The following is a 12,374-nucleotide window of genomic DNA, read 5'->3' as shown; positions in this document are numbered from 1 at the left end:
CCACCCACCCACCCGCGCGAGCGTCAGGCGGGGCGTTCCGTGCGGTCGTCGCCCCAGAGGGTGTGGAAGGAACCCTCGCGGTCGACGCGCTGGTAGGTGTGGGCGCCGAAGAAGTCCCGCTGGCCCTGGACCAGCGACGCGGGCAGGCGGTCGGAGCGCAGCGCGTCGTAGTAGGCGAGCGCGGCCGAGAAGCCGGGAGCCGGCACGCCGAGCGCGGTGGCCTGCGACACCACGTGGCGCCAGCCCACCTGCGCGTCGCGGAGCGCCTCGGTGAACGTGGCGTCGGCCAGCAGCGTCACCGGGGCCTCGCCGCCTCGGTGGTACGCCTCGCGGATCCGGTTGAGGAAGCGGGCCCTGATGATGCAGCCGCCCCGCCAGATGGTGGCCATCGTGCCGAGGTCGAGGTCCCAGCCGTACTCCGCGCTGCCCGCCTGCATCAGGTGCCAGCCCTGGGCGTAGGCGACGATCTTCGAGGCGTAGAGCGCCTGCTCCACGCTGTCCGCGAACCGCGCCGCGTCGTCCGGGTGGAGCTCGGGCAGCTGCGGCCCGGGGAGCGAGGCGGACGCCGCGCGCAGGTCGGCGTGGCCGGAGATCGCGCGGGCGAACACCGCCTCGGAGATGCCGGACACCGGGACGCCCAGGTCGAGCGCCGTCTGCACCGTCCAGCGGCCGGTGCCCTTTTGCTCGGCGCGGTCGGCCACGATGTCGACGAACGGGCGGCCGGTGTCCGCGTCCCGGTGGGCCAGCACCTCCGCGGTGATCTCGATCAGGTACGAGTCGAGGCGGCCGGTGTTCCACTTGCGGAAGATCTCGGCGATGTGGGCCGGCTCGTAGCCGGCGACCTTCCGCAGCAGGTCGTAGGACTCGGCGATCAGCTGCATGTCGGCGTACTCGATGCCGTTGTGCACCATCTTCACGAAGTGGCCGGCGCCGTCCGGGCCGATGTGCGCGCAGCAGGGCTCGCCGTCGACCCGCGCGGCGATGCTCTCCAGCAGCGGGCCGAGCGCCTGGTACGACTCCGGGGAGCCGCCCGGCATGATGCTCGGACCGTTGAGCGCGCCCTCCTCGCCACCCGAGATGCCGCAACCGACGAAGTGCAGCCCGCGCTCGCGCAGCGCCGCCTCCCGCCGCCTGGTGTCCAGGTAGTGGGCGTTTCCGCCGTCCACGATCATGTCGCCCGGTTCCAGGAGTGGCGCGAACTCGTCGATCACCGCGTCTGTCGGGGCGCCGGCCTTCACCATCACCACGAGCCGCCGGGGCCGCTCCAACGCGGCGACGAACTCCTCGGCCGTCTCCGCGGCCACGAAGTCGCCCTCGTGACCGAAGGTGGCCACCAGGTCCCTGGTCTTGGCCGCGGTGCGGTTGTGCACGGCGACGGTGTGACCGTGCCTGGCGAAGTTTCGGGCCAGGTTCCGACCCATCACCGCCAGTCCGGTGACACCGATCTGGGCCTGCCGCGCCATGTCATCAACTCCTGTAGTCAGGCTGATCCCACCCGTGCCCCCATGCAACCAGTGTCACGGGTGATCGCAACACGGGAGTGAGACAAAAAGTCTCAGGCAGCCTGGTGCGGATCCGGCCGCACGGCCGGTGAACGGCGTGGCGGGACGATCTCGGGGTCGAGCTCGTCGAGCCCCAGCCGCGCCCTGCGGTGCCGCAACTCGCTCTCCGCGGTGGCCAGGGCCTGGTCGAAGGTGCCGGGCCAGGCGACGCGGAGCCGGCGGTAGCGGCTCACCTGTTCCTCGGCCGCGGTCAGCGCCTCGGCGTGCCGGTCGAAGTGGGAGAGGCTCTCCGCCAGGTTGCCGAGGGCACGGGCGAGCTCGGGCTCGTGGGCCGAGCTGGCCCGGTGGGCCGCGCGGAACAGCTCGACGGCCTCCAGATCGGCGGCCAGCGAGTCGTCCCAGCGGCACAGCCGGTAGGCCCGCACCCCGAGGCCGATCAGCGACCTGGCGAGCTGGGCGCCGTGTGCCTCGGGGTTGCGCGCCACCAGCCGGCGGCCGATCGCCACGGCCTCCTCGTCCCTGACGACCGCCTCCGCGTCCCGATCCAGCCGCGACAGGTCGGTACCCAGACAGGACAGGGTGTGGGCCAGGTCCGACTCGAACCGCTCCACGTTCTCGGCGGACTCCCCGAGCAGCCGCCTGAGTGACCGCAGCGCCTCCTCGTCGACGGCCAGCGCCTCGTGCAGCCGGCCGACCTCGGTCAGCGTGGACCCCAGCTTGACCAGCATCCGGGGCAGCTCGGCCTCGTGGGCCGCCGGGTTCTCCGCGGCGAGCCGGCGGAGGGTCGCCGTCGACTCGGTGAAGACGGCGAACGCCTCGTCGTGCCTGGCGAGCCGGTGCAGATCCGTACCCAGCTGCCCCAACGCCTGGACCAGGTCCGCCTCGTGCCGGTCCGGGTCGCCGGCCAGCAGCTCGCGCAGGATCGCCACCGCCTCCTCGTCGACGGCCAGCGCCTCGTCCCACCGCCCCTGGTGGGCCAGGTCGACCCCGGCACACTGCAACGCCCCGGCCAGGTACGGCAGATAGCTCTCCGACCACTCCTCGACCAGGCGCCTGGCCAGGGCCACCGCCTCCTGGTCCACCGTCAACGCCTCGTCCCAGTGGCCCTCGCGGGACAGCTCGACGCCCAGGTTCCGCAGGGCGTCGACCAGGTGGTAGCCGTGGCGGGCGAAGTCCTCGGTCGCCAGGTCACGGACGAGTTCGAGCGCCTCACGGGTGATGGCGAACCCCTCCTCGTACCGGCCGAGTCGGTTCAGGTCGATGCCGAGGTTGCTCAGCCCCCTGGCGAACTCGGCGGCGTGGCCGGCCGGGTCCTCGGCGTACAGCCGGCGAAGCAGCGCCACCGCCGTCTCGTCGACGGCGAGGGCGGCCGGCCAGTCGCCGAGCGCGGACAGCCGCACGCCGTGGTCGCCGAGCCGCCTGGCCCGCGACAGGTCCTCGTCGTCCGGCAGGGTGAGCACCTGGCCGGTCACGGCGGCCGCGGTGTGCACGAGCGCGTGGGTCGGATACGGGATCAGCGCCGCGAGGGCCCTCAGCTCCTCGTCGGGGAGCGGGTTCTCGCGCACGGCGTCCGCTATCGCCCGGTCGATCGGGCCGGCGCCGGAATGGGCCACGGCGACGGCCACGGGCAGCAGCCGGCTCGGCGCCTCCCCGATGACCGCGGTCACGGTGGCCAGCGCGCTCGGCGTGTGGTGCGCGGCCCTGGCCAGCAGGGTGAGCAGCCGGGTCGGCCGGTCGGGACCGGTCTGGGATGTTCGCATCGCGGCCTCCTCGGGGCCCGCGGCCTGACGGCCGGACGACTGACGCATCACGGCTGACGCATCACGAATCACGAATCACGAATGACGAGTAGCGACTGACGACTGACGACTGACAACGGGGGGATGACAGCTGACATATGACGACGAATGTCATGTGTCAGCTGACGGGCGACGCACGCCGCACGGCGTGCGTCGCCCACACTCAGGGGGCGGGCGCCAGTGCCGCGGCCACCACCGCGGACCGCAGTGGCGCGCTCGCGGCCAGCTGGTCGGCGACGTAGCGCTCGACGAGCCGGGCCGGCAGGTGCGGGTCGAGCCACGTGTCGGCGCGCTGTGGATAGACCTCCCGCAGCCACTCCGCCAGCCGCCGCATCGCGTCCGGATTGCCACGCGGCAGCCCGGGGAAGTGGCCGAGCAGCGTCACCGCCTCGTCCAGGCCACGCGCGCCCAGCACCGTGGCCGCCACGATCGCCGACCGCAGCCCGGCCCGCGACAACGTGAGCCCGGCCTCGACGGCGCTCCGCTCCCACCAGGACTCCTCGTCGGCGAAGAGCCGCCGCACGCCGGCGTCCACCGTGACCGGACCCGGCTGGCCGCCCAACGTGGCGACCGCCGCGGCCGCGTGCAGCATCAGCAGCTGCGCCGGCTGGTGCGGCGCGGCCAGCGTGGCGGCCGGCGGCGCCGTGCCGAACCGGCGGGCGAAGTACCGCCCGGCCTGCGCGAACAGCTGCTCCTGGTCCTGCCCCGTGGTGGCCAACGGGCCGAGCACCACGCCGTCCGCCGGCGGCAGCGCCCTGGCCGTCTCGCGCGGCAGCCCGGCCCGCAGCCGCGCCCACCACTCGCCGAACTCCCGGGCCGCCAGCACCACCCGCACGTCGGCGTCGCCGGCCGCCAGCGCGAGCAGCAGCGCGGGCAGGTCGGGACGGGTCTCCGCGTCGTCCACGAACAGCACCACCGGCCGACCCCAGGCCGCCGCGGCCGCCACGGCCGCCGCCCCCCGGTCGCGCCGCACCCAGCCGCACACCACGCCGGCGTCCGTCAACCGGTCGGCGCACTCCACGAGCAGCCGCGTCTTGCCCGAGCCCGGCGCGCCGGACACCAACCTGACGGACCGCTCGTCGGCCGGCGTGCCGCGACACCAGCCGAGCAGCCCCCGCAGCTCGCCGTCCCGCAGCCGGTTGAAGCCGACCACCCGCTGCTCCGGGTTGAGCGCGGCCAGCACGCTGTTGCCGTGGTCCGCCTCGTCAGGACCGGGCCCGGCCGCCACCGCCGCCGCCCACGCCTCCCGGCGGGCGACGCCGGCCGTGTGCCGCTCCCACAGCGCCGTTCCGACGATCGTCGCGGCGCCCGACAACACGCCGAGCAGCATGGCCAGCCACCAGGGCAGGAACCCGGCCACCGCGCTGCCCGCCCCCGCGGTCATCAGCACGCCGCTCATCGCGGCGAGCGCCCACGGCGACCGCCGCCACCACCGCCGACCGTTCGCCATCGTCATCGCCTCCCCACCACGCCCCGGGGCCCGCCCGGACGCCGAGCCCACCACCCGGGATTCACGCTACTCGCGGGATTGTCCTGAACGGCCCCGTGATTGGCTGCGAAACCGTCACACACGGCGTACGCCGGCGTGCCCGGTGACGAACGATCAGTTTCGGCTCAGCGACGTCACCACCAGGTCGCCGTGCTCCCTCGACAGCTCGACCAGCTCCGCGTTGGGCCGGTCGTTGCCGTCGATCCAGGCGCGGGCCGCCGCCACGTCCCGGCCGAATCCCGTGTGCCGGCGCATCAGGCGCGCGTCACGCAGGTCGGCCGTCGCGTCCACGTACCAGACCTCCGCCATCAGGGACCGCGCCTCCCGCCAGCCCGGCAGGTCGCAGGCCAGGTAGTTCCCCTCGGTGACCAGCAGCGTGGCCCCCGCCGGCACCAGATGCCGGGCGGCCACCGGCTCGTCCAGCGCCCGGTCGAAGTCCGGCACGTACGTGTCCCGGAACGGCTCGGTGACCAGCCGACGCAGCAGCGCCTCGTACCCCCAGACGTCGAAGCTCGGCTCCGAGCCCTTGCGGGAGCGCAGCCCGAGCCGGTCGAGCTGCGCGTTGGACAGGTGGAAGCCGTCGAGCGGCACATAGGCCGCCGCGTCGCCCAGCGCGTCCCGCAGCGCCTGGGCCAGCGTCGACTTGCCGGCGCCCGGCGGCCCGGCCAGACCCAGCACGGTCCGCGCCGCGCCCCCGCCGGCCAGCGATGCGCCCCCGCCGGCCAGCGATGCGGCCCTGTCCACCAGTGCGTCGAGATCCATGCCCCGACCCTAGGGACCCCGGCACCGGTCGGGCGACCCCCGGCCCTGGGGATGCGGGGCCGGTGACCCGCCCCGACAATGGTGATCTCTGGCCCGCGAGACCCGGAGGCACAGCGCATGCCGGTCATCGAGACGCGGGGGGTGACCAAGAGCTTCGGCGCCACCAGGGCACTGGACGGCGTCGACGTCTCGGTGGAGCGCGGCCGGGTCCTCGGCCTCCTCGGCCCCAACGGCGCCGGCAAGACCACCCTGGTGCAGGTCCTCACCACGCTGCTGCGCCCCGACGGCGGCCAGGCCACCGTCGCCGGCTGCGACGTCGTCAGGGACGCGGCCCTGCTGCGCACCAGGATCGGCCTCGCCGGCCAGTACGCGGCGGTCGACGAGCTGCTGACCGGGCGCGAGAACCTGGACCTCGTCGGGCTGCTCTACCACGTCGGCCGCGCCGAGCGCCGCCGCCGGACCCGGGAGGTGCTGGAGTCCTTCGCCCTGGAGGAGGCGGCCGACCGCCCGGTACGCACCTACTCGGGCGGCATGCGCCGCCGCCTCGACCTCGGCGCCTGCCTGGTCGGCCGGCCACCGGTGCTCTTCCTCGACGAGCCCACCACGGGGCTCGACCTGCGCACCCGCAACCAGCTGTGGCAGTTCATCCGGGAGCTGGTCGCCGGCGACACCACCGTGCTGCTCACCACCCAGTACATGGAGGAGGCCGAGTCGCTCGCCCACCGCATCGCGGTGCTCGACTACGGCCGGGTGATCGCCCAGGGCACCGCGGACGAGCTGAAGTCCCAGGTCGGCGGCGACGTCCTGGACGCCAGGGTCACCCACCGCGAGGACCTGGGGCGGGCCGGCGAGGTGCTGTCCCGGGTCGCCGGCACGGCCGCCCAGACCGAGCCGGACTCGCTGCGGGTCACCGCGCCCACCACCGGCGGCACGGACGCGCTGATCACCGCCGGGCAGGAGCTCAGCAGGGCCGGCATCCCCCTGCGGGACCTCGCGCTGCGCCACCCCTCGCTCGACGACGTGTTCCTCACCTTCACGGGCGCCACGGCGGAGGAGCCGCCCGACGACGCGGGGGAGCGGACAACGGGAGGCGACGACTGATGGCGACCACCAACCCGGCGCTCGTCGCCAGCGACATCCTGGGCATCGCGGGGCGGAACCTCCGGCGCCTCGTCCGCACCCCCCGGCTGGTGGTCACCACCGCCATCCAGCCGGCGATCCTGCTCCTGCTGTTCCGCTACGCCATCGGCGGGGCCATCCACATCCCCGGCGGCAGGTACGTCGACTTCGTGGTGCCGGCCATCTTCCTGGAGGCCGTGCTGATCGGCGGGATGGCCACCGCCATCGGCCTCGCCCAGGACCTGCAGAGCGGGATCGTCGACCGCTTCCGCAGCCTGCCCATGGCCCGCTCCGCCGTGCTGGCCGGCCGCACCGTGGCCGACCTCTGCCGCAGCATGTTCTCGCTGGCACTCATGGTCGGCCTCGGCTCGGCCGTCGGATTCCGCTTCCACGCGCCGTTCGCGTCGATCGTCTGCGGGCTGCTGCTGGCGATCGTCTTCGGCTACGCCTTCTCCTGGATCTACGCCACCCTCGGCCTGCTCACCAGGGACCCGGAGACCGCCCAGGTGGCCGGCATCCTCCCGTTCTTCATCCTGGTGTTCGCCAGCTCGGCGTTCGTGCCGGTCGAGACCATGCCGAGCTGGCTGCAGCACTTCGCCCGCAACCAGCCCGTCAGCGTCACCATCGACGCCCTGCGCGCCCTGTTCGAGGGCGGCGAGGCCTTCCACTACGTGTGGCTCTCCCTCGCCTGGGCGGCCGGGATCTTCCTGGTCTTCTTCACGATCGCGGTCCGGCTCTACCACAACCTCTCGAAGTGACCCCCGGCCCGCCCCTGGCGTTCCCCGGCGTTCCCCGGCGTTCAGAAGTCGAACTCGTCGATGTTTCCGGCGTCGAACACGGTGGGCGGGCCGAGCACCACCACCCCGTCGGCGCCCACCTCGTACTCGCCGAGCTCGCCCGCCGTGAACGTCTCGCCCTCGGACCCGGTGATCTGCCCCGAGGCCAGCGCGGCGCCCGCGTAGGCCGCCAGATAGCCCAGGTCGGCCGGGTCCCACAGGGCGAACGACTCGACGGTGCCGTCGGCCACGAACTCCCGCATCTGGTTGGGCGTGCCGAGCCCGGTCAGCGCCACCTCGCCGCGGTACTCGGACCCGGACAGGTAGCGGGCCGCGGCGGCCAGGCCGACCGTGGTCGGCGAGACGATCCCGGCCAGGTCGGGGTACGAACGCAGCAGGCCCTGGGTCTCCTGGAACGACTTCTCGTCCTCGTCGTTGCCGTAGGCCACGGTCACCAACTCGATGTCGGCGTACTCGGGCTTCGCCAGCTCCTCCTCCATCAACCCGATCCAGGTGTTCTGGTTGGTGGCGTTCGGGGTCGCGGACAGGATCGCGATCTGGCCGGCGCCGCCGATCTGTTCGGCGATCAGCTGGACCTGGATCTCGGCGATCCCCTCGGCCGTCGCCTGGTTGACGAACAGGTCCCGGCACTCCGGGCTCGCGTCCGAGTCGAAGGTCACCACGCTCGCGCCGGCCGAGCGGGCGCCGTTGAGCGCGCCGCAGACCGCGTTGGGGTCGTTGGCCGCCGTCACGATCACGTCGGTGCCCTGCTGCGACAGGGTGTTGACGTAGCTCACCTGGGAGGAGGCGCTGGCCTCCGACGGGCCGACCTCCTTGTACTCGCCGGCGAACTCCTCGACCGCCGTCGCGCCGCCCGCGTCGGCCACGGTGAAGTAGGGGTTGTTGACCTGCTTGGGCAGGAAGGCCACGGCCAGCCCCTCGGCCAGCGGGGCGTCCGGATCGGCCTCGGCCGTGGCCCGGTCGCCCCCGCCCCCCTCCTCGTCGTCGCCGCGCGTCGTGCCGGAGCAGGCGGCGGTGGCGAGCAGGGCGGCGAGCGCGAGAACGGCGGCTCCGGTGCGGAATGGGACGGGGGTCGGTCGGCTCTGCGGGGACATCGGACCACTTCCTTCCGTGCGGGAACAGTGCGGGGCGCCCCCGGGGCGCGGGGGCCTGGTGCGGGTGGTTCCGCCGCGTGGCGCTTCGCGCGCGTGGCGCCTCGCGGTCGCGGTCAGGTCGGCCGGCCGCGACGCCGCCGGGCGCGGGCCAGCGCCACGACGTTGGGCACCACCACCGAGGCGATCAGCAGCACCCCGGTGACGATGTCGAGGGTGTCGGCCCGGACGTCGGCCAGCTGGAGCGCGTTCCTGAGCGTCGCCAGCAGCAGCACGCCGGCCAACACCCCGAGCAGCGTGCCGCGGCCGCCGAAGATGGACACGCCGCCCAGCAACACCGCCGCCACCACCGAGAGTTCGAGCCCCTCGCCGTTGTCGGCCCGGGCGCTCGCGTAGCGCAGCGTCCAGTACACGCCGGCGAGACCGGCGACCGCGCCCGAGGCGACGAACAGCCAGAACTTCGCCCTGGCCACCGGGATCCCGGTGAACGCGGCGGCCTGCGCGTTGTTGCCGATCGCGTACAACTGCCGCCCGAACGGCGTCAGATGCAGCGTCACCCCGAAACCCACCGCCAGCACCAGGGCGATCACCATCGCCCAGGGCAGCGCACCGCCGGCCACCGTGTCGGCCGCCGCCCTCGTCCAGTCGGTCGGGAAGTCGGCCACCGCCTGGTCGCCCAACACCACGAACGCCAGCCCCCGGTACGCCGCGAGCGTGCCGATGGTCACGGCAAGCGAGGGCAGCCCGAAGCCCGTCACGAACAGCCCGTTGACCGCGCCGAGCACCGCGCCCAGGGCGATCGCCGCCACCACGATCAGCTCCAACGGCCAACCGGACAGCCACAACTGGCCCATCACCGCGCTGCACAGGCCCAGCGTGCTGGCCACCGACAGGTCGATCTCGCCGGTGATCACCACCAGCGTCACCGGCAGCGCGATCAGCAGCACCGCCACCGCGTCGAGCAGCAGGAACTCCGCGTTCCTGCCGTCCGCGAACCCGTCGACCCCCAGGCTCGCGCCCACCACCACGAGCAGCAGGGCCAGTACGACGGCGGTCTCCCAACGGACCAGCGCCGCCAGCCGGTTGGTCCGCGCCGTGCCACGGTCGGCCGGCGCGTCCTGCGACCGCGCGTAGAGCGTGTCACGCACCATGGAGCACCCTCCTCCTGCCCGGCCGGCCGGCCACCCGGGCCGCCAGCAGCCGATCGAGACCGATCGCCGCGAGGATCAGGCCGCCGACGACGGCCTGCTGCCAGAACGGATCCACCCGCAGCACCGCCAGCGAACTGCCGATCGTGGTCAGCAGCAGCGCGCCGAGCGCCGCGCCGTACGCCGAGCCGCTGCCGCCGAAGATCGCCACGCCGCCCACCACCGCGGCGGCCACCACCTGGAGTTCGATCCCGGTGCCCACCGTGGCGTCCACGGTGCCGAACCTGGCCGCGTGCAGCACCCCGGCGAGCCCGGCCAGCGCCCCGCTCACCACGAAGGCGCCGAACACCCGCCGCCCCACGGGGATGCCCGACAGCCGGGCCGCCGTCGGTTCCGAGCCGATCGCGTACAGCTCGCGGCCGCCCCGGTAGGACCGCAGATAGGTGGCCACCACCGCCAGCACCGCCACCGCGAGCAGCGCCAGGACCGGCACGCCGAGCAGCGTGGCGGTGCCGAAGTCGAGGAAGCCGCGCGGCATGTCGGCCGCGTTGATCTGCTCGCCGGCGGCCCAGCTGTGGTCGACGCCGCGGAAGACGTAGAGCGTGCCCAGCGTGATCACCAGGGCGGGCACCCGGGCAGCGGCGATCAGCGCGCCGTTGACCACGCCGCAGAGCGCGCCGAGCCCGAGACCGAAGAGCAGCGCCAGCGGGATCGGCGTGCCCGGCGCCGAGGACAGCAACTCGCCGGTGCCGAAGGCGGCGAGTCCGAGCACCGAGCCGACCGACAGGTCGATGTTGCGGGTCACGATGACCAGCGTCTGGCCGACCGCCAGCACCACCAGGATCGCGGCGCTCAGCAGCACGTCCTGGATCGACTGCGCGGACAGGAAACGGGAGTTGGACGCCGCCGTCACCGCGACCAGCGCGGCGAGCGCCAGCAGCACGCCGAGCTCCCTGGCGGCGCCCAGCCGGCCGAGGCCGCCGCCCCGGCCCGACCGCGGCGACGTCGGCCGCCGGCGAGGCGGGGACGCGGTGTCGGCCGCGCTCATGCCACCGCCCCCGCCTGCCCGGTGGCCGCGAACATCACCGACTCCTCGGTGGCCTCGCGCCGCGACAGCCCGGCGGTGATCCGCCCCTCGCGCATCACCAGCACCCGGTCGGCCATGCCCAGCACCTCGGGCAGCTCCGACGACACCATCAGCACCGCCAGGCCCTCGCCGGCCAGCCGCGACATGGTGCGGTGCACCTCTGCCTTGGTGCCGACGTCGATGCCGCGCGTCGGCTCGTCCACGATCAGCACCCGCGGCCCGGTGGCCAGCCACTTGGCCAGCACCACCTTCTGCTGGTTGCCGCCCGACAGCGTGGCCACCGGGTCGGCGAGCCGGCCGTAGCGGACCTGGAGCCGGTCGGCCCACTCAGCCGCGGAGCGCCGCTCGCCGCCGCCGGTCAGCAGGCCGAACCTGGTCAGCCGGCGCAGCCGGGTGAGGGTGGCGTTGCGCTCGATGGACAGCTCCATCACCAGGCCCTGCTGGCGGCGGTCCTCGGGGACCAGCGCGATCCCGGCGGCCATCGCGCGGGCCGGGGAGCCCGGCGGCAGCCGGCGCCCGGCGACCCTCACCTCGCCCGCGTCGTAGCGGTCGACGCCGAAGACGGCCCGCACCACCTCGCTGCGCCCCGCGCCCACCAGGCCGGCGAGCGCCACGATCTCGCCGGCGCGGACCGAGAAGCCGACGTCCTCGAAGACGCCGGCCCGCCCCAGGCCGCGCACCTCCAACACGGTCTCGCCCGGCTCGGTGTCCTCCTTGGGGAAGAGTGCCGCGACGTCCCGCCCGACCATCCGGCGCACCACGGTGTCGGGCGTCACGTCCGCGGTGGGATCGGTCGAGACCCAGGCGCCGTCGCGCAGCACGGTGATGTGGTCGCAGAGCGAGAAGACCTCGTCGAAGCGGTGCGAGATGAACAGCACGGCGGCACCCCGCTCGCAGAGCCCGCGGACCACGGCGAACAGCCGCTCCACCTCGACGCCGGAGAGCGCGGCGGTGGGCTCGTCCATCACGAAGACCCGCGCGTCGACGGACAACGCCTTGGCGATCTCGACGAGTTGCTGGTCGGCGATGGACAGCCCGCGGGCCTGCCGCTCGGGATCGACCGCGACCCCGAGCCGCTCGAAGAGGCGGGCGGTGGCGGCGCGCAGCGCGGCGCGGTCGACGCGACCGAAGCGGGCGGTGGGCTGGCGGCCCATGAAGATGTTCTCGGCGACCGAGAGGTCGGGGAAGAGGGTGGGTTCCTGGTAGATCACGGCGATCCCGGCGTCCCGCGCCGCGGCCGGCCCGCCGAGCCGGGCCGGCCGCCCGTCGAGCTCGATCCCGCCGGTGTCGGGCTGGTGCACGCCGGCCAGCATCTTGACGATGGTCGACTTGCCGGCGCCGTTCTCACCGACGAGGGCGTGCACCCGGCCGGCCTGGAGTGAGAAGGACACGCCGCGCACGGCGGCGACGGGCCCGAAGGACTTGGTGACCTCGCGTAACTGGAGCAACGGCACGGCACTCCTCTTCCGCGGTGAAACGATTCAATATCGTCCGTTCGACCGTAGGGGTGAGGGTGTGGCCATGTCAATAGCCGTGCGGGGTCCTCGGGCCGGACGGGCCCTGGCGGCGTGGGCGGTGGG

The 12,374-nt window shown here is 74.0% G+C and carries 10 protein-coding genes; 2 read left to right on the top strand and 8 right to left on the bottom strand.

Features of this window, described 5'->3' with window-relative positions:
* Positions 1–23: 23 nt before the first annotated feature.
* The 4 genes from gndA to E1283_RS20760 all read right to left on the bottom strand — a co-directional run bounded on the left by gndA (position 24) and on the right by E1283_RS20760 (position 5,552).
* Entirely contained in the window at positions 24–1,463 is a 1,440-nt protein-coding gene (gndA, locus tag E1283_RS20775; RefSeq protein ID WP_132819613.1) for an NADP-dependent phosphogluconate dehydrogenase, read from the bottom strand.
* A 92-nt stretch (positions 1,464–1,555) separates the two neighbouring features.
* Positions 1,556–3,262 (bottom strand): tetratricopeptide repeat protein, encoded by a 1,707-nt coding sequence (locus E1283_RS20770; protein WP_132819612.1) that lies wholly within the window; start codon positions 3,260–3,262, stop codon positions 1,556–1,558.
* 202 nt (positions 3,263–3,464) lie between these two features.
* A complete protein-coding gene (locus E1283_RS20765) occupies positions 3,465–4,757 on the bottom strand; it encodes a P-loop NTPase (RefSeq protein ID WP_132819611.1) in 1,293 nt (430 codons plus the stop codon).
* A 147-nt stretch (positions 4,758–4,904) separates the two neighbouring features.
* Positions 4,905–5,552 (bottom strand): nucleoside/nucleotide kinase family protein, encoded by a 648-nt coding sequence (locus E1283_RS20760; protein ID WP_132819610.1) that lies wholly within the window; start codon positions 5,550–5,552, stop codon positions 4,905–4,907.
* Positions 5,553–5,630: 78 nt separating this feature from the next.
* Here E1283_RS20760 and E1283_RS20755 point away from each other — a divergent pair, with 78 nt between their 5' ends.
* Positions 5,631–6,653, top strand: coding sequence for an ATP-binding cassette domain-containing protein (locus E1283_RS20755; RefSeq protein ID WP_425086207.1), 1,023 nt, complete (start codon positions 5,631–5,633; stop codon positions 6,651–6,653).
* The gene (locus E1283_RS20750) at positions 6,653–7,429 is read left to right on the top strand and encodes an ABC transporter permease (protein WP_132819608.1); all 777 of its coding nucleotides are present in this window, start codon (positions 6,653–6,655) and stop codon (positions 7,427–7,429) included. Before E1283_RS20755 ends, E1283_RS20750 begins: the two co-directional genes overlap by 1 nt.
* A 41-nt stretch (positions 7,430–7,470) precedes the next feature.
* Here E1283_RS20750 and rhaS read toward each other — a convergent pair whose 3' ends face one another.
* From rhaS to E1283_RS20730, 4 genes are all read right to left on the bottom strand, one after another.
* Positions 7,471–8,562, bottom strand: a complete 1,092-nt coding sequence (rhaS, locus tag E1283_RS20745) for a rhamnose ABC transporter substrate-binding protein (RefSeq protein ID WP_132819607.1) — start codon at positions 8,560–8,562, stop codon at positions 7,471–7,473.
* 113 nt (positions 8,563–8,675) lie between these two features.
* Positions 8,676–9,710 (bottom strand): ABC transporter permease, encoded by a 1,035-nt coding sequence (locus E1283_RS20740; RefSeq protein WP_132819606.1) that lies wholly within the window; start codon positions 9,708–9,710, stop codon positions 8,676–8,678.
* A complete protein-coding gene (locus E1283_RS20735; RefSeq protein ID WP_132819605.1) occupies positions 9,700–10,755 on the bottom strand; it encodes an ABC transporter permease in 1,056 nt (351 codons plus the stop codon). The genes E1283_RS20740 and E1283_RS20735 overlap by 11 nt, the downstream gene beginning before the upstream one ends.
* A complete protein-coding gene (locus tag E1283_RS20730) occupies positions 10,752–12,275 on the bottom strand; it encodes a sugar ABC transporter ATP-binding protein (protein ID WP_132819604.1) in 1,524 nt (507 codons plus the stop codon). Before E1283_RS20730 ends, E1283_RS20735 begins: the two co-directional genes overlap by 4 nt.
* Positions 12,276–12,374 lie beyond the last annotated feature (99 nt).

This window comes from Streptomyces hainanensis (genome assembly GCF_004348415.1).
In the GTDB taxonomy this organism is placed as follows: domain Bacteria; phylum Actinomycetota; class Actinomycetes; order Streptomycetales; family Streptomycetaceae; genus Streptomyces; species Streptomyces hainanensis.
This window is presented reverse-complemented; position numbering and strand designations above follow the sequence as displayed.

Bases quoted from the DNA above. Each gene is read 5' to 3' on its own strand.
- gndA (WP_132819613.1), bottom strand. From the start codon at position 1,463: ATGGCGCGGCAGGCCCAGATCGGTGTCACCGGACTGGCGGTGATGGGT.
- E1283_RS20750 (WP_132819608.1), top strand. From the start codon at position 6,653: ATGGCGACCACCAACCCGGCGCTCGTCGCCAGCGACATCCTGGGCATC.
- E1283_RS20755 (WP_425086207.1), top strand. From the start codon at position 5,631: ATGGTGATCTCTGGCCCGCGAGACCCGGAGGCACAGCGCATGCCGGTC.
- E1283_RS20735 (WP_132819605.1), bottom strand. From the start codon at position 10,755: ATGAGCGCGGCCGACACCGCGTCCCCGCCTCGCCGGCGGCCGACGTCG.
- E1283_RS20765 (WP_132819611.1), bottom strand. From the start codon at position 4,757: ATGACGATGGCGAACGGTCGGCGGTGGTGGCGGCGGTCGCCGTGGGCG.
- E1283_RS20770 (WP_132819612.1), bottom strand. From the start codon at position 3,262: ATGCGAACATCCCAGACCGGTCCCGACCGGCCGACCCGGCTGCTCACC.
- E1283_RS20760 (WP_132819610.1), bottom strand. From the start codon at position 5,552: ATGGATCTCGACGCACTGGTGGACAGGGCCGCATCGCTGGCCGGCGGG.
- E1283_RS20740 (WP_132819606.1), bottom strand. From the start codon at position 9,710: ATGGTGCGTGACACGCTCTACGCGCGGTCGCAGGACGCGCCGGCCGAC.
- rhaS (WP_132819607.1), bottom strand. From the start codon at position 8,562: ATGTCCCCGCAGAGCCGACCGACCCCCGTCCCATTCCGCACCGGAGCC.